At 37.9% G+C, this 22,078-nt stretch carries 18 protein-coding genes and 1 tRNA gene; 12 read left to right on the forward strand and 7 right to left on the reverse strand.

Annotated elements, in window-relative coordinates; all coding sequences use genetic code 11:
• Positions 1–2,212 (forward strand): CHAT domain-containing protein (locus tag MW688_RS15750; protein WP_486736962.1); only part of this gene is annotated, 2,212 nt, incomplete at its 5' end.
• Positions 2,213–3,281: 1,069 nt separating this feature from the next.
• Positions 3,282–5,075 (forward strand): translational GTPase TypA, encoded by a 1,794-nt coding sequence (gene typA, locus MW688_RS15755; RefSeq protein WP_486736963.1) that lies wholly within the window; start codon positions 3,282–3,284, stop codon positions 5,073–5,075.
• A gap of 746 nt (positions 5,076–5,821) precedes the next feature.
• Here typA and chlG read toward each other — a convergent pair.
• From chlG to MW688_RS15770, 3 genes are all read right to left on the reverse strand, one after another.
• On the reverse strand, positions 5,822–6,796 hold the full coding sequence (chlG, locus tag MW688_RS15760) for a chlorophyll synthase ChlG (protein WP_486736964.1): 975 nt from the start codon (positions 6,794–6,796) through the stop codon (positions 5,822–5,824).
• A gap of 70 nt (positions 6,797–6,866) precedes the next feature.
• The gene (locus MW688_RS15765) at positions 6,867–7,355 is read right to left on the reverse strand and encodes a Tic20 family protein (protein WP_486736965.1); all 489 of its coding nucleotides are present in this window, start codon (positions 7,353–7,355) and stop codon (positions 6,867–6,869) included.
• A gap of 37 nt (positions 7,356–7,392) precedes the next feature.
• Positions 7,393–7,614 carry a hypothetical protein gene (locus MW688_RS15770; protein WP_486736966.1) on the reverse strand — a complete coding sequence of 74 codons (222 nt, stop codon included), beginning with the start codon at positions 7,612–7,614 and terminating at the stop codon, positions 7,393–7,395.
• 104 nt (positions 7,615–7,718) lie between these two features.
• Here MW688_RS15770 and glyA point away from each other — a divergent pair, with 104 nt between their 5' ends.
• Both glyA and MW688_RS15780 read left to right on the forward strand, forming a co-directional pair.
• Entirely contained in the window at positions 7,719–9,002 is a 1,284-nt protein-coding gene (gene glyA, locus MW688_RS15775; protein WP_486736967.1) for a serine hydroxymethyltransferase, read from the forward strand.
• 179 nt (positions 9,003–9,181) lie between these two features.
• Positions 9,182–10,222: a glycosyltransferase family 4 protein gene (locus MW688_RS15780; RefSeq protein WP_486736968.1), complete on the forward strand. Its 1,041-nt coding sequence runs from the start codon at positions 9,182–9,184 to the stop codon at positions 10,220–10,222.
• 7 nt (positions 10,223–10,229) lie between these two features.
• Here MW688_RS15780 and MW688_RS15785 read toward each other — a convergent pair whose 3' ends face one another.
• Entirely contained in the window at positions 10,230–11,042 is an 813-nt protein-coding gene (locus MW688_RS15785; protein WP_486736969.1) for an HpsJ family protein, read from the reverse strand.
• Between the two features lie 126 nt (positions 11,043–11,168).
• Here MW688_RS15785 and pgl point away from each other — a divergent pair, with 126 nt between their 5' ends.
• The 3 genes from pgl (at position 11,169) to uvrA (ending at position 15,948) form a co-directional block, all read left to right on the forward strand.
• Positions 11,169–11,891 (forward strand): 6-phosphogluconolactonase, encoded by a 723-nt coding sequence (pgl, locus tag MW688_RS15790; RefSeq protein ID WP_486736970.1) that lies wholly within the window; start codon positions 11,169–11,171, stop codon positions 11,889–11,891.
• A 148-nt stretch (positions 11,892–12,039) separates the two neighbouring features.
• Entirely contained in the window at positions 12,040–12,786 is a 747-nt protein-coding gene (locus MW688_RS15795; protein ID WP_486736971.1) for a ferritin-like domain-containing protein, read from the forward strand.
• 369 nt (positions 12,787–13,155) lie between these two features.
• Positions 13,156–15,948 carry an excinuclease ABC subunit UvrA gene (uvrA, locus tag MW688_RS15800; RefSeq protein ID WP_486736972.1) on the forward strand — a complete coding sequence of 931 codons (2,793 nt, stop codon included), beginning with the start codon at positions 13,156–13,158 and terminating at the stop codon, positions 15,946–15,948.
• Between the two features lie 5 nt (positions 15,949–15,953).
• On the opposite strand, the gene MW688_RS15805 is transcribed toward uvrA, so the two are convergent.
• Positions 15,954–16,199 (reverse strand): hypothetical protein, encoded by a 246-nt coding sequence (locus MW688_RS15805; RefSeq protein ID WP_486736973.1) that lies wholly within the window; start codon positions 16,197–16,199, stop codon positions 15,954–15,956.
• 482 nt (positions 16,200–16,681) lie between these two features.
• Between MW688_RS15805 and MW688_RS15810 the strand changes: the two genes are divergently transcribed.
• On the forward strand, positions 16,682–17,227 hold the full coding sequence (locus MW688_RS15810; protein ID WP_486736974.1) for a DoxX family protein: 546 nt from the start codon (positions 16,682–16,684) through the stop codon (positions 17,225–17,227).
• Between the two features lie 475 nt (positions 17,228–17,702).
• Here MW688_RS15810 and MW688_RS15815 read toward each other — a convergent pair.
• Positions 17,703–17,774 (reverse strand) — tRNA-Lys (locus tag MW688_RS15815).
• Between the two features lie 134 nt (positions 17,775–17,908).
• Between MW688_RS15815 and MW688_RS15820 the strand changes: the two genes are divergently transcribed.
• The gene (locus MW688_RS15820) at positions 17,909–18,121 is read left to right on the forward strand and encodes a DUF2839 domain-containing protein (protein WP_486736975.1); all 213 of its coding nucleotides are present in this window, start codon (positions 17,909–17,911) and stop codon (positions 18,119–18,121) included.
• Between the two features lie 4 nt (positions 18,122–18,125).
• On the opposite strand, the gene lipA is transcribed toward MW688_RS15820, so the two are convergent.
• Complete coding sequence (gene lipA / locus MW688_RS15825) at positions 18,126–19,007, reverse strand: lipoyl synthase (RefSeq protein ID WP_486736976.1); 882 nt, start codon at positions 19,005–19,007, stop codon at positions 18,126–18,128.
• Positions 19,008–19,269: 262 nt separating this feature from the next.
• On the opposite strand from lipA, the gene MW688_RS15830 reads away from it, so the two are divergent.
• The 3 genes from MW688_RS15830 (at position 19,270) to MW688_RS15840 (ending at position 22,071) form a co-directional block, all read left to right on the forward strand.
• The gene (locus MW688_RS15830; RefSeq protein ID WP_486736977.1) at positions 19,270–21,087 is read left to right on the forward strand and encodes a peptidoglycan D,D-transpeptidase FtsI family protein; all 1,818 of its coding nucleotides are present in this window, start codon (positions 19,270–19,272) and stop codon (positions 21,085–21,087) included.
• Position 21,088: 1 nt separating this feature from the next.
• Positions 21,089–21,475 (forward strand): hypothetical protein, encoded by a 387-nt coding sequence (locus tag MW688_RS15835; protein ID WP_486736978.1) that lies wholly within the window; start codon positions 21,089–21,091, stop codon positions 21,473–21,475.
• A 260-nt stretch (positions 21,476–21,735) separates the two neighbouring features.
• Entirely contained in the window at positions 21,736–22,071 is a 336-nt protein-coding gene (locus tag MW688_RS15840; protein WP_486736979.1) for a cation:proton antiporter subunit C, read from the forward strand.
• The last annotated feature ends 7 nt before the right edge of the window (positions 22,072–22,078 follow it).

Genomic DNA, 22,078 nt, shown 5'->3' on the forward strand with positions numbered 1-22,078 from the left:
AGAAATAAAAGCAGACACAGTAGGCAAAAAAACCCAATCCTACGCCACCACTCTGGATAATTTAGCCGGGTTATACCAAGATATAGGAAATCTACCCCAAGCAAGGGAATATTACCAGGAGGCTTTAGAAATAACAGCAGACACAGTAGGCAAAAAAACCGAATCCTACGCCATCACTCTGGATAATTTAGCCCGGTTATACCAACAAATAGGAAATCTACCCCAAGCAAGGGAATATTACCAGGAGGCTTTAGAAATAACAGCAGACACAGTAGGCAAAAAAACCCAATCCTACGCCATCACTCTGCAAAATTTAGCCCTACTTACCGCCTGTGAAGGCAAACCAAAAGCCTCCCTTGACTTATTCCGAAATGCTGCTAAAATCAATACCCATCTCATCACCGAAATCTTTACTCTTATCAATGACCAACAACGCTTAAACTATCTCCAAAGTCAATACTATCAACTAGAAATATTCCTATCCCTAGTTTTCCAACACTTCCCCCAAGACACAGAAGCCGTAGAAAGTGCCTACGAATATCTCCTCCTACGTAAATCCCTCGCCACAGAAACTACCCTCAGACAACAGGTTGCCCTTCTTTCTGACAACTACCCAGATTTAGCACCCCTTCTCACTCAAAGAAAACAAGTAGTCGAAGAAATCGCTCAATTACGTTTTAACTTTGTCAATGAAGAAATAGAAGCAACCTTAGATAAACTCTATCAAACTAAAAAAGAATTAGAACATCAACTCAGTCAAGGTTTAAATTTAAATCTTCTCGAAGGCTGGGATAATATCTCTCGTCAGGCAATATCTCTCACCCTCCCTGATGATACCCTGTTAGTAGAATTTGCCCGTTTTAACCGTTTTGATTTTACCGAATTCAAATGGATGGAAGCCCGGTATCTAGCTTTTGTGGTAACTCCCCAAGAAACTGGCGCCGTGAAGATGATTGATTTAGGAGAAGCTAGTGAAATAGACCGTTTAATTTCTATCTTCCATGAGAATATTAACCATGTCAATCGCGCCTGTGATGATGATATCCCTGATGATGATATCCCAGAGGATTTTAATGAATTTGAGCAAAATCTACAACAGTTACGAGAAACTATTTTTGATCCCTTAGTTAACTATCTAGAAGGAAAACATCATCTCTATTTTGCCCCAGATGGGAAATTAAATCTACTGCCTTTTGAAGCTTTGATTGATGGAGAGAATAAACCCTTGTTAGAAGAATATACCTTTTCTTATCAAGGAGTAGGAAGAGACTTATTACGCCCACAACTTACTGTAGCTGAAGGAGATAGTCTAATTATTGCTGCCCCCGACTATGACTATAACCCCAATTCTGGCATAACCTCTCCCTTCCCAGCAACAGAAAATAGAGAAGGTAGTGGTTTAAGAGATGCTGAATTACTCAGGGATTTAAATCGAGGGAGATTTTCTCCTTTACCTGGAAGTAAAATAGAAGGAGAGCAAATTGCGCGTCAATTAAATGGAGTTTTATATACAGATAAGCAAGCTTGGAAATCTCGCCTACGTCAAAGAGTCAAGTCTCCCAAACTAGTGCATATTGCTACCCATGCTTTCTATCTCCAAGATATTGCCAAGTTACTCCCCTTACCTTCAGAAACCTCTCGTTTTCACACCCAAACCGCCAGTAATCCCCAATTAAGAGCGGGTATTGTCTTTGCAGGAGTGAATACTTTTTTAAAACATCTGACTATTTTCCCCGAGGTAGAGGATGGAATTCTCACCGCTGAAGATATCACCTATCTCAATTTCCTAGGCACAGAATTAGTGGTATTAAGCGCCTGTGAAACGGCGTTAGGAGAAGTAATTACAGGGGAAACAGTAGTAGGATTAAGACGAGCTTTTCTTCAAGCTGGTGCCCAATGTTTAATTGTCAGTCTCTGGAAGGTGAGTGATGTTGCCACAGCGATTTTGATGGAGAGTTTCTATCGGCATTTAGGGGAAAATGTGAGTAAGAGTGAAGCTTTGAATCAAGCTAAACAGGATTTACGCAGTTTAACTATAGGTAATATGCGCTCAACTTGGCTAACTGAGGAGAGGATTACTGAGGTTAAAAAGATTAATCCTCCCATCGGGAAGCATTTACAGGAGTTGAAGGAAAAAGACGATGATTTTCATCCCTATACTTCCCCTAAGTTTTGGGCTGCTTTTATTTGTGTTGGCGATAGGAGGGAGTAGGGGAGCAGGGGAGAGGGGGAGAGGGGGAGAGGGGGAGCAGGGGAGCAGGGGAGAGGGGGAGAGGGGGAGAGGGGGAGAGGGGGAGAGGGGGAGAGGGGGAGCAGGGAGTAGGGAGTAGGGAGAGACAAGCTTTCAGCATTTCCCATATACAAAAGGATAAAGGGGTTTTGTAAACCGGATTTCAATACTGCTTTTGTTAAGAGAAAATTATTGATTAGAGTAAGGTTGAAAGGAGATTAATTACAAAGCCAAAAACCCCTCTCCCTGCTCCCTGCTCCGGTGCTCCCTGCTTTCTCAAAATAAATATGTTTGATTCTTATCGGAGCAGTATTGAACCGGATTTGGTATGAAAGAATGCGCGAATGCCTAAATACCGAATTATTTTTCAAGTATCTATATCAAATCCGTTTAATTTGCAAATACTTGACAATTATTTAGTTATTAAGCTATGATAACCCTAGGGGATAACTCGGCCCTAATGTAGTATAAAATAATAAGTAAATAATTAAAATAAACGGGGATAGTTAAACCAGTAGTTTTTTGAATACTTTTACATTTAATTTAGACCGAAGCACGCAAATACAAAAGTACTAAATAGGCCAACAGGCGAGAATCAATTTTTAAGGAGTTAGGATCAATTCTTTAACTCATTACTCATTACTCATTACTCATTACTTCAAGACTTATTACTTCAAAACTCATCTAACGGTGCGTTACGGGCTTCGCCCTAACACACCCTACTAATGCTCATTACTTCAAGACTTCAAGACTTCAAGACTTATTACTTCAAGACTCATCTAACGGTGCGTTACGGGCTTCGCCCTAACACACCCTACTAATGCTGCTTCTTTCACTTCAAGACTTCAAAACTTCAAAACTTCAAAACTTCAAAACTTCAAAACTCATCTCATACTTTTATCTTTAAACCACCGATTTTGTACTGCAATACATTCTTAATTCTTAATTCTACATTCTACATTCTTATTGCCTATTTACTCATCAAACTGAAAAACCTTATATTGTGCTATAATCGTTAAGAAATTTTTCGTTATTAGAACTTTATTTTTCTATGTCTCTTCCTATTCGGAACGTTGCTATTATTGCCCACGTTGACCATGGTAAAACCACTCTAGTTGACGCTCTCTTAAAACAATCTGGAATCTTCCGCCAAGGGGAAGATATACCTACTTGTGTAATGGATTCCAATGACTTAGAGCGAGAGCGTGGTATCACCATATTATCAAAAAACACAGCAGTACGTTATCAAGATATATTAATAAATATCGTAGATACTCCCGGACACGCTGACTTTGGAGGAGAAGTAGAACGAGTTTTGGGAATGGTAGATGGTTGTATCTTAATTGTAGATGCTAACGAAGGGCCAATGCCTCAGACTCGATTTGTCTTAAAAAAAGCCTTAGAAAAAGGGCTACGTCCAATTGTAGTAATAAATAAAATAGATCGTCCCAGCGCAGCACCCTACGCAGCAATAGATAAAGTATTTGATTTGTTTGTAGAATTAGGTGCCGATGATGATCAATGTGATTTTATGACCTTGTTTGCCTCAGGGTTAGCAGGTTATGCCAAAACAGAATTAGAAGCAGAAGGTAAGGATATGCAGCCTCTATTTGAAGCGATTATCCACCACGTACCACCCCCAGCAGGAGATACGAATAAACCCCTACAGCTACAAGTAACAACTTTAGACTATTCCGATTACTTAGGGAGAATAGTAATAGGGAAAATCCATAATGGGAGAATAAAAGTTAATCAAACAGCAGCTTTGATGAAAGACAATGGAGAGGTAGTCAAAGGGAAAGTTAGTAAAATACTAGGATTTGAAGGGTTAAATAGAGTCGAATTAGAGGAATCAAGCGCAGGAAATATTGTGGCGATCGCCGGCTTTGCCGATGCTAACATCGGAGAAACAATTACATGTCCTGATGAACCTCAAGCATTACCATTGATTAAAGTAGATGAACCGACTCTACAAATGACCTTTAGTGTGAATAATTCACCCTTCGCCGGACAAGAAGGAACTTATGTAACGTCTAGACAAATACGCGATCGCCTAGACAGAGAATTGGAAACCAATGTAGCCTTAAGAGTAGAACCAGGTGAATCTGGGGACCAATTTTTAGTCTCAGGAAGAGGTGAACTCCATCTAGGTATCCTCATCGAGACTATGCGTCGTGAAGGTTACGAATTCCAAGTTTCCCAACCTCAAGTAATTTATCGTGAAATCAATGGCGAACCCTGTGAACCTTATGAATACTTGGTATTAGATGTACCCGAAGATGCGGTAGGTGCTTGTATCGAACGTCTAGGCCAACGTAAAGGGGAAATGCAGGATATGCAAGCAGGAATTAACAACCGAACTCAGTTGGAGTTTGTGATACCAGCAAGGGGTTTAATTGGTTTCCGAGGTGATTTTATCCGTATAACTCGTGGCGAAGGTTTAATGAATCATAGTTTCCTTGAGTATCGTCCTTTGTCTGGAGATATAGAAACTCGATACAATGGCACAATCATTGCCTTTGAGGAAGGAGTAGCTACTTTTTATGCGATGAAAAATGCTGAAGACCGTGGTGTTTTCTTTATCACTCCTGGTACTAAAGTTTACAGAGGTATGATTATTGGAGAACATAATCGTCCCCAAAATTTAGAACTAAATGTTTGTAAAACTAAACAGTTAACTAACCACCGTTCAGCTACCGGAGACGAACTAGTACAATTACAAGCACCAGTAGAAATGAGCTTAGAGAGAGCTTTAGAATATATTGGTCCTGATGAACTACTAGAGATTACTCCTGAATCTATTCGTCTACGCAAAGTTGATAGTAAAAAGTTAGCCAAGCGTTAATAGTTTGCAGTTAACAAAATAGTATAAACAAAGTCTGTGGCTATAAAACCGAGTTCTTGTGAGTTTGTAGTAGGGCTTTAGCCCTATCTTTTGGACTAAAGTCCAACAGTATAAACAAAGTCTGTGGCTATAAAACCGAGTTCTTGTGAGTTTGTAGTAGGGCTTTAGCCCTATCTTTTGGACTAAAGTCCAACAGTATAAACAAAGTCTGTGGCTATAAAACCGAGTTCTTGTGAGTTTGTAGTAGGGCTTTAGCCCTATCTTTTGGACTAAAGTCCAACAGTATAAACAAAGTCTGTGGCTATAAAACCGAGTTCTTGTGAGTTTGTAGTAGGGCTTTAGCCCTATCTTTTGGACTAAAGTCCAACAGTATAAACAAAGTCTGTGGCTATAAAACCGAGTTCTTGTGAGTTTGTAGTAGGGCTTTAGCCCTATCTTTTGGACTTTAGTCTAACAGTATAAACAAAGTCTGTGGCTATAAAACCAAGTTCTTATGAGTTTGTAGTAGGGCTTTAGCCCTATCTTTTGGACTTTAGTCTAACAGTATAAACAAAGTCTGTGGCTATAAAACCAAGTTCTTATGAGTTTGTAGTAGGGCTTTAGCCCTATCTTTTGGACTTTAGTCTAACAGTATAAACAAAGTCTGTGGCTATAAAACCAAGTTCTTATGAGTTTGTAGTAGGGCTTTAGCCCTATCTTTTGGACTTTAGTCTAACTACAAACCTCATTTATTATGCTTAAAAAAACTATATACCAGCATGACCGAGAGCTAAACCAGTAACTAACATTCCTAGTACCAAAAAAGGTTGAGCACTAGCTTGATACTTTACATCATTTTCTAAGGGGTCCCTCAAAAAATACATATCTTGGAAGGTAATTTGAGGAATAACCAGAAGCAACAAGATAGTAGCCGATAGATTTTGATGGATACTAATTAAATAGCCGGCGATTCCTGCTTGGAAAACATCAATCATAATCACACAAATCCAAGCGGCAGTAGTAACGCCAAAACTCACAGGTAAAGATTGAAGACCCAATTGGCGATCGCCTTCTACACTTTTAAAGTCATTAACTACGGCGATGCCCAAGCCAGCTAGGCTGTAAAACAAAGTCAGAACAATAATTGTTTTATTCAAAGTTCCAAACAAAGCATGACCTGCCCACCAGGGTAAAGCGATATAACTTGCCCCTAAAGCATAGTTACCCAGCCAGCCATTGCGTTTAAGTTTTAGAGGTGGTGCCGAGTAAATATAGGCTAAAAACGAGCCAAAAATTGCTGTACAAGTAATTGTAGGAAATTCATGACCTGCCCACACATCCAACAAATAGGCCACTCCTAAACCACCTACGAGGAGAATCACTATTTGAGTTATCACTTGAGGAACAGAAATTGCTCCCGAGGGAATAGGGCGATATGGTTCATTAATTGCGTCTATGTCGCGATCATAGAAATCATTAAGAGTTTGAGTATAACCTGCTAACAAGGGGCCTGCTAAGAGCATACAAGTTGCAGCTTGTATAACATTCTCTAAATTCCAAATATAACCTCCAGAGGAAGCAGCACCACATACAACACCCCAAATCAGGGGAATCCAAGTAATGGGCTTCATCAACTGGAGGCGAATTTTCCAAATTGACTTTTCTCCTGGCGCAGCGCCTTTCATACCTAGGAGTTGTCTGGTTTTAGCGGTACGATCAGAAGAAGTAGAAGAATCAGACATAACTGCTGTATTTTTTGATTATCTGAGGCTTGATCAACAACTAGATTAGCATATTTTGGCAGAGCATTAACTAGCGTACTCTAGCATAGGCTGCTTCAGAAATAGTCGGTAGTTCTGCATAACTTCCTAAAGCTGACTGAATAATTGAGTAAACGGAAGCTATAAATATACCTAAAAATACAATATTACTAAAGGTTGCTATGATAAATCCACCGTTGAAACCACCAAACACAAGACTTAAGATTAGATTAAACAGAATAACCAAAATATTCAGCAAAATAGCTTGCATAGTGTTAAAGCGGATAAAATGACTGATTCTAGGGTTATTGACTACTCCTAAGAATAAGACGAAGAAAATAATTAAACCAGCAAAGGGAAGGGTAGACTGCACAGTGTTGTAAACATTAATCAAAGGAGAAAGAATAATATAAACTATTTTCAGTACTGGAACCTTTCTTAAGACCTCAAAACCGTAGGGAAGAACATAAATCAAAGGAAGTGCATATACTAACGCACCGAAAAAGCGATCTTTAAAATCAGTGGAACCACGCCAATTCATTGTTATTTTTTCCTCTCGTTGAGATTGAATCTATATTTTAAACTTGATTTAATGATTGAGTTTCTTTGATCTTAGCAATACGAAAGCCCATTTGACATTGATAAATAGTTGGCTGATTTTGTTGAGATTTACATAACAAGTGACCACACCCTAGTTTACCATCTCGCCAACGAGGTAAGCCACTTTGGTCTGCAAGTAGACAACCTTGACATACTTGCTTGGCGCTGAAAAGTTGTTCATCGGTAATGGCTACAAACATAGTTAAACCTCGGGATCTTTGTAGTTGATTATTATATTTTAGTCAAAGAAGGGGATTTAAGCGTTAAAATTGCTACATAGCTTAATCAAAAAAAACAAATACAAGTGAGTAAAACTAATTTTGATTTTTTAACTGAAACTGATCCTGTTGCCGCAGAAATGATTAACAAAGAATTAAAGCGACAACGTGACCATCTAGAATTAATTGCCAGTGAGAATTTCACCTCACCCGCTGTTTTAGCGGCCCAAGGCTCAGTATTAACTAATAAATATGCTGAAGGTTTACCAGGCAAACGCTACTATGGTGGTTGTGAGTTCATTGACGAAATCGAACAATTAGCTATAGATCGTGTTAAACAGCTTTTTGGAGCAGCTAGTGCTAATGTTCAACCCCATTCGGGAGCCCAGGCTAATTTTGCTGTTTTTCTCGCTCTCTTGAAGCCAGGAGACACAATTATGGGGATGGATTTGTCCCATGGTGGACATTTGACCCATGGATCTCCCGTGAATGTATCAGGAAAGTGGTTTAATGTCTGCCAGTACGGTGTAAATAAAGAGACAGAAAGACTAGACTACAATCAAATTCGAGAAATAGCTCTCAAAGAACGTCCTAAAATGATTATCTGTGGATATTCTGCTTATCCTCGGGTAATTGACTTTGCTAAATTTAGAGAAATTGCCGATGAAGTAGGCGCCTATTTATTAGCGGATATTGCTCATATTGCTGGATTAGTAGCCGCAGGAGAACATCCTAACCCAGTCCCATACTGTGATGTGGTGACCACAACCACTCACAAAACCCTAAGAGGTCCCAGAGGAGGTTTGATTCTCAGTCGCGATGCAGAATTGGGCAAGAAATTCGATAAGGCTGTTTTTCCTGGTAGCCAGGGAGGTCCCCTAGAACACGTAATCGCTGGTAAAGCTGTGGCCTTTGGAGAAGCCCTCAAACCAGAATTTAAGACCTACAGTAAGCAAGTAATCGCTAATGCGAAAGCTTTAGCCTCTGGTCTAAACAAAGGTGGTTTTAAATTGGTTACCGATGGCAGCGATAATCACTTAGTTTTAGTTGATTTGCGCTGTATCGGTATGACAGGGAAACAAGCCGATAAGTTGGTTAGTGGCGTGAATATTACCGCGAATAAAAATACTGTACCTTTTGATCCAGAATCTCCCTTTGTAACTAGTGGTCTGCGTTTGGGTACACCAGCAATGACGACTAGGGGTATGAAAGAAGCAGAATTTACAGAAATCGCTAGTATTATTAGCGATCGCCTTCTGAATCCTGATTCTGCTGAAGTTGCTCAAACTTGTCGCGATCGCGTGGCTCAACTTTGTCAGCGCTTCCCTCTATATAGTCATTTGCAAATTTCTGTTCCCGCTTTAGCCTAAACTAATGAAAAAAGTAGAGAGGGTATTCTCTACTTTTTTCTTTTTATACTTCTATGATTTATAGCAGTACACATTCAACCCAATCAAGGGAATAGAAGTATCTCTCAAAGCTAGAAAAAACTTTTTTTACTAGCGCCTAGCGCTATAGTTGATTTGATGTTATTATTCATTCGAGTCCTATGCTTCAGGAACAATACCATATCATTGCCTTTCTAGTCTCTATCACTGTAGTTTTATGGAGTACACCTGTAGTAAGAACTATAGGTCTCAAAAGTGGACAAGTAGATCGACCATCAGAGCGTAAAATCCACAAACGGCCTATTGTTCGTATCGGTGGAGTTTCAATTTTTATCGGCAGTTTAAGCGCCTTATTAATAGTTTGGTGGTTAGGAGGCTTTGGGTGGCTGCCCCCAGAAAAAGAGTGGGAGATTTGGGGGGTAACCATAGGAGGATTATTTTTATTTTTAATCGGTTTAGCCGATGATATTTTTAATCTTAGCCCTATTTCCCGTTTAATCATGCAAATGGCTGTAGCTACTTTTGCTTGGTGGGTAGGCGTAAGAATTGAATTTATTTCTATACCTTTTTCTGATTTATTACATTTAGGTTGGCTAAGTTTACCAATTACAGTAATTTGGCTAGTAGGAATGACTAACGCCATTAATTGGATTGATGGTTTAGATGGCTTAGCGGCGGGAGTATCAGGAATTGCTGCCGTAGTTATGCTCATCGTTAGTCTGTTTATGAATCAGTCTGCTGCCGCCTTAGTTGCCGCAGCTTTAGCAGGAGGAGCATTAGGTTTTCTTCGCTACAATTTTAACCCAGCTCAAATTTTTATGGGAGATGGTGGAGCTTATTTTATGGGCTTCACTCTCGCAGGGGTAGGAGTAATTGGTTTAGTTAAAACTTATGCGGTGAGTGCAGTAATATTTACCCTAGCTGTGCCCATAGTCGATATGTCTATTGTGATTTTATCTAGAGTTTTGCAAAAAAAATCCCCTTTTCAAGCTGATAAAAGTCATTTACATCATCGTCTCCTCAAAGCAGGTATTTCTCAACGCTTAACTGTACTATTTATCTATGCCCTAACTCTCTGGTTAGGTAGTTTAGCTCTAGTTTTTTCAGGAATTCCTAGTGGTGGCGCCTACGCCATTGGGGCTACCCTGCTACTAGTTTATCTAGCTTGGCAAGTATGGCGTAATCGTCTTAAACAAAGATAAACATACCTCAGTCTACAGAAGGAGCACTTTTAGCACTAGACTTAAGCGTATTTCTTAAACCTATCCAGCCAATTACACTAAAAGCGATCGCTAAGAGTAGACTATTAAGCGCTACTCGTAAAATTTGCTTAAAAGATTCCAAATTAGCTTGGGTTTGTCTCTGGCTTCTTCTCTCATCTAATTGAGTCTGTAACTGTTCAAGTTGGGCATCTAGTAGTTCTGGTTCCTCTAAATAACCCTGATAAGTTTCTAATCTCTGTTTGTTTTGCTGAAGTTGTAAACTTTGCTGGGCTGTAAGTTGTCTGCCACTGCCCAAAATATTATCGATTTGCTCAATTCCTTCTCTAAGTTTTTGTTCTGCCTGAGGATCATTAAGCAACTCTTGTAATTGCTCATATTGAGTACGAATTTGATTCTCAGACTGTTCGGCTTGCTGATTGATACGAATTAAAGTTATTCTCTTAAACTCATTGATATTGGTTATGTGAATGGGCACTAAGACTAAATAAGCTACGCCAATCAAAGATGCTAAGATATAAATAATTGATTTAAAGTTAAAAGATTTTTTCTTCTTTTTTGGTGGTCTATTTTGAGCTAAAGTACTATCTATCCAATATCCTATCAAAATCAGGATAATCCCCAATAAAGGAACAACACCTCTATCTACTATATTATTGGTAAATTGCAATTGCCATTGAGTGTCCATTATCTTAATGGGAATTGCCAAAGTAACAAAGTCAACTAGGGATGAGAGAATCAAGATGATTCCCACTAATTTAGTTACTAAAGAGGTGTATTTAGCAGTTATCAGCGTGTTCATATTTCTTACAATTATGTTTTTTCTAAATAATCTAGTCTATTTTAAAATATTTATACAATAAAATAGGAAAATATACTAACTGATTATTGCTTTGAACTGTAAACTTACTCAAGAAAATTAAAAATAATGGAAAAAAAAATAGAAATACTCCCAGATAAATCATCACTGATTAGCAAAGCCTTAGATTTAGTAGTTAATAAGATAAAAATAGCTATTGAAACTAGAAATATTTGCAGAATCGCTCTCTCAGGAGGCAGCACTCCTAAACCATTGTATGAGGCTATAGCCAAACAAGAATTACCCTGGTCACAAATAGAAGTTTTCTGGGGAGATGAACGCTATGTCAAAAGTGATCACTCTCAAAGCAATCAAAAAATGGCTCGGGAAAGTTGGTTAAATTTAGTAGATATTCCCGCTAAAAATATTCATCCTATACCTACAGAGGCAGAAAATCCTCTCATAGATGCTGAAAGCTATCAAGAAGAAATAATTAAACACATTCCTACTCAAGATAATCAAATGCCTGTATTTGACATAATTCTATTAGGTATGGGAGACGACGGACATACAGCCTCTCTATTTCCCAACACAGAAGCTTTACAAGTAAGAGATCGTTTAGTTACAGTAGGAGACAAAGATGGAGATCCACGGATAACTTTTACAGTTCCTCTAATTAATGCGGCACGCTGCGTTATTTTCCTAGTGGCAGGAGAAAGCAAACAACCAGCTTTAAAAGAAATATTTGCTCCCACAGGAGATTGGTCACTCTATCCATCACGTTTAATTGAACCTCAAGGGGAATTATGGTGGTTATTAGATGAAGCCGCAGGTTCAGTTATTCAGAGTTAGTTTAGTACAAATCTAACTGTTTAATACTCATATTAATACTCATTAATACTCATATAAGGATATAAGTATTAATTTGTATACAGCGTCTGATAAATATTCTTGATAGAATATTAAAGACTAAGCACAATCGGCAACCAATAAAATTTTTATGGATTTATATACTTCACTCCTCCATACCCTAAGTTCAGGAGCAGCATCATACTTTACTGCGCACCAAATGCGCTACTCCTTAACTCGTCCAAATCTTTTAGCAGGTTTTCAACTAGCAGAATCAGGATCCGTTCCTTTTTTACAAAAGCTTTCCGAGAGAGCAAAAAAAGAAGGAGATTTGTGGCTTGCAGAAAAACTAACTCGTCATGCAGCAGACGAAGACCGCCATGGTAAAATTTTTTCCCATAGTCTTAAACAAATAGGTAAACAAGCAATCAATCCTCTCAAGCTAGAAGAAAAGAGTCAAACAACTAAATCTGAGCAGAAAAAAAGTGATTCTTTTTTTGAGACTTATTTTACAGGCTACTCTCCCAATGAATTAAAAGCAGAGAATATTGACTGGATTGTATTTTTTGCCAGTACTTATATTTTGGAACTAGACGCCAGCAAAGATTTTCTCCGTATGGCTAGTGTTTTAAAAGCTGAAGATAAAATAGAAGGCAATCTCAAAAAAGGAATTGAAAGTATTGCTGCTGATGAAACGAGACATGCAGCTTATTTGTGGGAAGCGATGCAACGCACTCTTTCAACTAATGAAGTTAATGAAGTTATTGATAAATGGCGAACTCGTAAAGTAAACGCAGTAATAGCGATGTTGAGTAATTTTTTAGAAGGTCCTGAAAATCGTCGTTCTTTAGTAGAAGATTATATACCAGAGCAAGAGTCTTCTTTGGTAACCATCTGAACAAAATCAGGTGAAATATAGTCAGTATGACATTATAATTATGTGTTACAGACAAGTATATCTAAAACTCATATCTTGCACGCCTAAAAAAGTACTAAATAGGCCAACAGGCGAGAATCAATTTTTAAGGAGTAACGAGGTGATGACAAGCAACCTTGAGCCCCCCTTAGCAAGGGGGGAAGGGGGGATCTAATCTGCTTCTATATTTTTAGCATTTTTTAATCAATTTGATATTACTTCTTACTTCAAGACTTCAAAACTCATTATTCATCCACCAGTAAATGAGTGATAAAGATGCTTTGGTCTGAGTAAAAGATATCTTGTCTATTTAATTTCTTTTAGCTTCCTGATCAAGGAAAAACAATAATAATGATATCTATTCGTGGGGCAAAGCAACATAATCTCAAAAATATAGATTTAGAACTACCTAAAAATAGTCTAATTGTATTTACAGGAGTGTCAGGGTCAGGAAAATCTTCTTTAGCTTTTGATACTATTTTTGCCGAAGGACAAAGACGCTATGTAGAATCATTGAGCGCCTATGCCCGTCAATTTTTAGGACAATTAGATAAGCCAGATGTAGACGCTATTGAGGGATTAAGTCCAGCTATATCTATAGACCAAAAATCAACCTCTCAAAATCCCCGTTCTACAGTAGGGACAGTTACAGAAATATATGACTATTTAAGACTATTATTCGGCAGGGCAGGAGAACCTCATTGTCCCAAATGCGATCGCCTAATAACACCCCAAACAATAGACGAAATGTGCGATCGCGTCATGGAATTACCCGAAGGTGTTCGTTTTCAAATTCTCGCCCCAGTAGTTAGAGGAAAAAAAGGAACCCATAAACAACTCCTATCAAGTCTCGCCTCCCAAGGATTTGTAAGAATACGAATCAACGGAGAAGTACAAGAATTATCAGACCAAATCAGTCTCAACAAAAATCAACAACACAATATAGAAGTAGTCATAGACCGCCTAATCAAAAAAGCTAGTATCCAAGAACGTTTAGCAGACTCTCTGACTACCTGTCTACACCACGGAGAAGGCTTAGCAATTATCGAAGTGGGGAAAGATGAGGAAAAAGAAGAAATTATTTTTAGTGAAAACTTCGCCTGTCCAGAACACGGCGCAGTTATAAGCGAACTATCACCTCGTTTATTTTCCTTTAATTCTCCCTATGGCGCCTGCACTAATTGTCACGGATTGGGCTACTTACCCACCTTCGCCCCAGAATTAATTATTCCTAACCCAGATAAACCAGTTAGTGAGGCGATCGCTCCCTGGTCAGAAAAAGACAATGGTTACCATATCAGCTTACTTTATTATTTAGGAGAAGCTTACGGTTTTGACTTAAGTACCCCCTGGGAAAAACTCACGGAAAAACAACAGGATATTATTCTCTACGGCACTAACGAAATTATCGAAATGATGGACCAACACGGATATAGCCATCCTAGACGGTATTCGGGAGTAGTAAATATGCTCGATAAAAACTATCGAGAAAGTAACTCAGACCTAGTTAAAGATAAATTAGCTAAATATATAGTTAATCAACCCTGCCATCAGTGCCAAGGAAAACGTTTAAAATCTGAAGCTTTAGCAGTGCGCCTTGGACAATACAGTATTGACGATTTGACCAGTATCTCAATTAGAGAATGTGTAGAACGATTAGCAGAACTTAACTTAAGCAACAGACAAGCTTTAATCGGTAAATTAGCTTTAAAAGAAATTAGAGCACGTCTACAGTTTCTGATTGATGTGGGTTTAGATTACCTAACTTTAGAACGTGCAGCTATGACTCTTTCTGGAGGAGAAGCCCAAAGAATCCGTTTAGCTACACAAATAGGTTCAGGATTAACTGGTGTACTATATGTCCTTGATGAACCGAGTATAGGCTTACATCAACGGGATAACGATAGATTACTAGCAACTCTTAAAAAACTCCGAGATTTAGGCAATACCTTGATTGTAGTAGAACATGACGAAGATACAATTAAAAATGCAGACTACCTGGTAGATATTGGACCAGGTGCGGGTATTCATGGTGGTGAAATTGTCGCCCAAGGAAGTTTAGAAGCACTGTTAACCTCAGAAAAGTCTTTAACAGGTGCCTATTTATCTAAACGTAGAGTTATTGAAATTCCCGAAGTCAGAAGAGAAGGTAATGGAAAATCTCTCCTCTTGAGTAAATGTTCTCGCAACAATTTACAAGGGTTAGATGTAGAAATCCCCTTAGGTAAATTTGTTTGTATTACAGGAGTATCGGGTTCAGGAAAATCGACTTTAATCAACGATTTATTGTATCCAGCTTTACAAAACTCCCTCGGGAGTCCCACCCCCTTTCCTCAGGGATTAGATTCTATCAAAGGCAATGAAGCTATTGACAAAGTAATTATTATTGACCAATCTCCTATCGGCAGAACACCTCGTTCTAATGCAGCTACCTATACGGGGGTATTTGATGTAATTAGAGCGTTATTAGCAGAAACTCCAGAAGCTAAGGTTAGGGGTTATAAACCTGGACAATTTTCTTTTAATCTCAAAGGTGGACGTTGTGAAGCTTGTAATGGACAAGGGGTAAATGTGATTGAGATGAATTTTTTACCTAATGTTTATGTCCAATGTGAGATTTGTAAAGGAGCAAGATACAATCGGGAAACTCTACAGGTAAAGTATAAACAGCTTTCTATCGCTGATATTTTAAATCTAACTATAGAAGAAGCGAAAGAGGTGTTTACTAATATTCCTCGGGCAGTCAATCGGTTACAAACTTTGGTAGATGTGGGTTTAGGTTATTTACCCCTCGGACAACCCGCACCAACTTTGTCTGGTGGAGAAGCCCAAAGGGTTAAGTTAGCTTCAGAGTTATCCCGTCGCGCCACGGGTAAAACTATCTATTTAATTGATGAACCCACCACAGGCTTATCTTTCTATGATGTCCATCAATTGGTAAATGTTTTACAAAGATTAGTTGATAAGGGTAATTCTCTAGTCGTGATTGAACATAATTTAGATGTGATTCGCAGCGCCGATTGGCTTATCGATTTAGGGCCCGAAGGAGGAGATCGCGGTGGTAAAATAGTTGCTACTGGTACACCGGAGATGGTAGCTCAAAATGCCGCCTCCTATACAGGCCAATATTTAAAAAATTTATAACACGATTAACCGCGAGTCTTGCGAATATGTTCCATTATTTTGCTTTGACGACGGTTATTTTCAGTAGTCAAACTTACAGACTTGCCTGTGCTGGTAGCAAGATGAGACATAATATCTCTTTTACTACTCTCCGCTTGGACTGTCTGTGATTGTAACTGTCCCTGAGGTTCTGGTTTAAATGTTTCTGACTCTTTTTGGGCTGAACGCTTAACTTCATAATTAGTTGCTCCAGAAAGAGCCAAGTGTTGCATAATATTTGTCTTTTTGTTTGCAGCCATGAGTAATCTAAATTAAATATTGAGTTTTGTTAATAATTGTAACGCTTTTCTCGGTAAAATTTACATCAACTCAGATCTTGCATCTTTACCCAAAGTTACTGGTTGTGGATGAATTATGAGTAATGAGTAATGAGTAATGAGTAATGAGTAAGAAGTCTTGAAGTCTTGAAGTCTTGAAGTCTTGAAGTAAGAAGTTTTGGAGTAATGAGTAATGAGTAATGAGTTAAAGAATTAATGCGATCGCGCTTTAAAATTGGTTGACAGGGCAAGATCTTAGGCTAAAGAGAAATGAACTTTTTCTGAGGTTTTTAGTACATAAGTACTGGTGGAAGATGTGAGGTCAACTTCAAAACATCAAATCTAAAAAATGTGTTAAGATATTAAGAAATGTAAATTACTTTTAATTTTTGTTACTCAACCACAAGTAATACAATAGCATTCAAAACATAACAGTCATGATCAACAATCAGTCACCATCTCAACTAATCACCGCAATACTTAAACCCAACGTTAATCCTAATTTCTGGTCACAAACAGCCTGGGCAATACTTAGAGCAGTTGTGGGAATTATGATGATTCATAATGGCCTAGATAAACTTAATAACATTGAGAGTTTTGCGGAAGCTTACGTAGCTTATATCGGTTTACCCTTCCCCATTTTCTTCTCTTACGTAGCGGCTTTCACAGAGTTAATTGGCGCTCCTCTGATTATTATTGGGCTATTTACTCGCCTATCAGGTTTCGCTCTTTTCTCGACAATGTGTGTAGCAATGTATCATCACATTCTCGTAGCAGGTTTAAGTATTCCTTATTTAGAGTTATCAGCAATCTATGCTGCTTGTTTCTTATTCTTTGCAGTAAACGGCGCTGGTTTATTCTCTACCGATGCTTTACTAGTGAATTTGCTCGATAGTAATTCTCTCTCTCAAAAAGCAAAACAAATCATGCTTTTAGAAAAATCTTATAAAGCTTCTGTTTCCGAAGAGTCAGTTGCTAAATAAGCAGATTATTTTCTACACAGAAGATTAATTAATCTTTGGATTTTAATAAATTAGGTCCCTCATTTCCTCTCATCGCTAACCTGTACTCAGGTTAGCGAGAGTCTCCATGAGGGCGGAAAGATGAAAATTGAGAAGCAATAAAGAAAGCAGAGACTTATTAATAAAAGTTTCTGCCTTCATTTTGTTTTTCTCAAGTTTTATTTTATTTTACTCAGACCAAAGCACGCAAGTACAAAAGTACTAAATAGGCCAACAGGCGAGAATCAATGTTTACTCAGACCAAAGCACGCAAGTACAAAAGTACTAAATAGGCCAACAGGCGAGAATCAATTTTTAAGCGCGATCGCATTAATTCTTTAACTCATTACTCATTACTCATAATTTCTTACTCATTACTCATTACTCATTACTCATTACTCATTACTCATCCACAAGTAGCATTAGGTAAAGATACAAGATCTGAGTTTTCGATATATGGGTCGCCTGGGACTCGAACCCAGGACCAGTCGGTTAAAAGCCGAATGCTCTACCACTGAGCTAGCGACCCTCTTTGTTTTCATCTTTTCAAGTATAGCATAGGATTTTTTAAAAAAGCAAGAGGAAAATAAAAAATAATTAAAGAAAAAATTGGTAAAGCTATATATGCTAAATTTGTAATGAAAACAGTTATATTTTCCAGCTATGGGTGAATCAAAACGTCGTAAACAAGCATTAGGCGAACAATACGGAAAAGAACAACCAATTTTACCTTGGTTACCCATTACCAAAACTCAAGCTAAGCAATTTTATCAAATCACCACCAAAGGCGCTTGGATTGGTATTGGTTTTCTAGCATTTTTTTGGATAACAATTAGAATAATTGGCCCGGCCTTTGGTTGGTGGGAAGTGGACTAGAAACTTATCTGTTTGCTGTTTTGGGATATTCACGCATCAATTCTCTAACTTGCTCTGCGTGATAAGAACTACGAGTCAAGGGAGAAGAAACTACTTGTAGAAAACCAATCTCTTGACCATATTCTTGCCAAGCGGCAAATTGAGTTGGAGTCACAAATTCTTGTACCCCAAGATGTTTAGCCGAAGGTTGTAAATACTGCCCAATAGTGAGAATATCACAATTAATTCCCCGTAAATCTCTCATAACTTGACGTATCTCAGCATCGCTCTCCCCTAAACCCACCATGATACCTGATTTAGTGTAGATAGTTGGGGCCAATTCGTGAACAATTTTTAGTAACTGGAGGGAGCGCTGATAATCTCCTTGAGGGCGTACGCGGCGATAGAGTCTTGGGATAGTTTCTGTGTTGTGATTAACTACTTCAGGATGAGAGTCTAAAATCGTTTTAAGAGCAGACCAATTACCGCATAAATCAGGTATTAATACCTCAATCGTCGTCTTAGGGGAGGTGATTCTAACTTGCTCAATACAACGGACAAATTGACTAGCACCACCATCTGGTAAGTCATCTCGATTCACAGAAGTAATAACTACATGATTGAGATTAAGACGTTTAACCGCATCAGCTAGGCGTAGAGGTTCAGTAGCATCGAGGGGTAAAGGCTTCTTCTCAAAATCAATATCACAATAGGGACAAGCACGTGTACAAGCAGGTCCCATAATTAAAAAAGTAGCTGTACCCGCAGCAAAACATTCACCTATATTGGGGCAACTTGCCTCTTCACATACAGTATTGAGATTTAAATCTCTCAGAATATCTTTAACATTGCCAACACGTTGATTTTGAGGTGCTTTTACCCTCAGCCAATCTGGTTTTACCGTCACAGTTGCTGTTTACTCCTAATGCCATATTTATATCTGTTTTTATTTTAGCTTTTAATTAGTTTTAGATTAAATTAGACAGATTTTCTTAGACTCAGTAGATCACTTGCGTCAGTTTTAAAGAGGCGATCGCGACGAAAATAGGCTGTCACTAATAAGTTTTAGGGCTATCAACTTAAAGCGATCACCTCTGTACCTCACTAGTACGAGAATTGCTTTATAATAAATAGTTATCTAGCCAGAACAAATTCAGGTTATTTTGATAATGGCAAAAATCAAGCAACTATCTCATTATCGCCCATCAAAATCAAAATCAAGTAAACCCAAGCTGAAGCGTAAACCTCAACATTTTATTAATGATTTTAAGTCTCATCAGCGATTGTCAATCGTTTTTGGTCTGCTGTTACTAGGTATGTTAGGTTTAGGTATTAGACTATATCACCTACAGATTGTCGAAGCACCAGAATTATTACAAAAAGCTAGACAACAACAAATGACATCTTTATCTCTATACTTGCCACGAAGACAAATTTTAGATAGAGATAACAATGTTTTAGCCACAGATAAATTAATTTATACTCTCTATATTCATCCAAAATTTTTTACTGAAGAACCACAAGTTATTGCGGAAAAATTAGCTAATATCCTCAAAGAATATACAGCAGAAGAACTGCTGGCTAAGTTCCAATTAAGAGAAACAGGGATCCTGATTACTAAGAATATACCTGAACATATAGCTACAAAAATTAAAAACCTAAGAATCAATGGAGTTGATTTAAATGAATACTATGCTCGCTTTTATCCTCAAGAAACAACATTAGCTGAAGTAATTGGCTATGTAGATAGAGAACACAAAGGACAAGCAGGAATAGAATATAGTCAAGAATCAATTATTCAGCCAAATCTGGCACCCCCTAATCTAAGTATCAATACCAATGGTCGAGGGACATTAATACCAACAAATATACCTGATGGCTTGATGCGAGTAGATGATTTAAAAATTAAATTAACTGTGGATTTGCGTCTCCAAAAAATGGCGACAACAGCATTAAAAAAACAAATGCAAAAGTATCGAGCTAAACGCGGTACCGTAATAGTTATGGATGTAAATGATGGTTCGATTTTAGCTTTAGTATGCAATCCTACCTATAATCCTAATAAATATTATGACTATCCAGTAGAATTGTTTAAAAACTGGGCAGTAACAGATTTATATGAACCAGGTTCGACTTTTAAACCGATAAATGTGGCGATCGCCCTAGAAAAGGGTGTAATTACTGCCGATACGAGAATATACGATGAGGGTAAAATTAAAATCGAATCTTGGGAAATACGAAACCACGATTACGATACCGAAGGTGGTCATGGTTGGTTAAGTATTGCTGAAATTTTGCAAAAATCAAGTAATGTGGGCATGATTGAAATAATGAAGCGGATTCCTGCCCAAGATTACTATCAATACCTAGTAGACCTAGGTTTACGAGACAAAGTAGGCGTAGATTTACCCAGTGATATTAAATCACACCTGAAACCAAAAGTAGAATTTTTAGTTAGAGAAATTGAACCAGCTACTGCCTCTTTTGGTCAAGGTTTTGCTTTAACTCCTCTTAAATTAGTACAGCTTAATGCTGTACTGGCTAATGGGGGTAAACTAGTCACACCTCACGTAATCCAAGGACTAGTAGATGATAATAATAAACTGCACTGGCAACCAACTTATCAATCGCGCAAAATCTTCTCATCTCAAACCACTGAACAGGTATTGGAAATGATGACAACGGTAGTTACAGAAGGAAGTGGTCAAGCGGCAGATATCCCAGATTATCAGGTAGCAGGAAAAACAGGAACCGCCCAAAAAGCAGTTAGAGGTGGTTATGATAGTAGAGCAAAAATTACCAGTTTTGTCGGGATCGTTCCTGCAAATGCTCCTCGTTATGTTGTAGTAGCTGTAGTAGATGAACCCCAGGGTTATCACACTTATGGAAGTACAGTGGCAGCACCAATAGTAGGAGAAGTTATTGAGTCGTTGATTGCTATTGAAGGTATACCACCTTCTCCAGATAAAAAATCAGAGAGGGAATAACATGTTCACTTCATATAGAACTAAACGAAATTTACCTAAAACTCATTGGTTAGATGCTGCTTGTGTAGGCAAATCAACACCGACTAAAATTAATATCGAAGTTGATTTACTTAGTTGTGCAGACAAAGAACAAATAATTTATCAACTAGCTAAATTTAACGTAAATATTGGCGAAGGAAAAGATATACATATAGGCGATCGCATTTATTACCAATGGGATGAAAAAGCTGTCAAGGCATTGGTTAGACAAATTCAATCTCAAAACACAGATGAAATATCTTTGTTTATCAAAAAACTTAAATATGAAAAATTAACAGGAGAAGAAGGCGATCGCATTACGGGAAGCTTTTATACTTATTCTCGGGTTGATTTAGTACAAAAGTACTGATATATTGATGTGGGTTAAAGAAAACGGCTATCTTGTTATGGAGGTAAATCATATCTAATTATAATACAAGTTAAAAAACCTAACCCCTGAAACCTGAAACCTGAAACCTGCCACCGCAAATACACAAGAAACTTATAGAACTATAGTTTGATATTAATCAATGGGTTTCTTGATATTCATAGAAAAAAGTATATAATAAAAAAAACTGAGAGATAAACTAATTCTCCTTAAACCTTGACTAAAAAATAATCTAGGTACCAATGTCTGTATTAAAAGCTTGCATCGTTGCCACAATACTATGTGGATTTTTTGGCATAATCCTCAAAAAAAATCTAATTATGAAAATCATTTCCATGGATGTGATGAGTACTGGAGTAATCAGTTACTATGTCTTAGTGGCATCAAGAACAGGATTATTTACACCAATTGTTTCGGAAGCAGAAGGTATTGCCTACGCAGATCCAGTTCCCCAGGCGGTTATTTTAACAGCGATTGTAATTGGCTTTTCGATTCAAGCATTGATGCTTGTGGGAGTAATGAAAATAGCAAGAGACAATCCAACCTTAGAAATTAGTGAAATAGAGAAGAATAATTAATAAATAA

It is taken from the genome of Johannesbaptistia floridana (genome assembly GCF_057440575.1).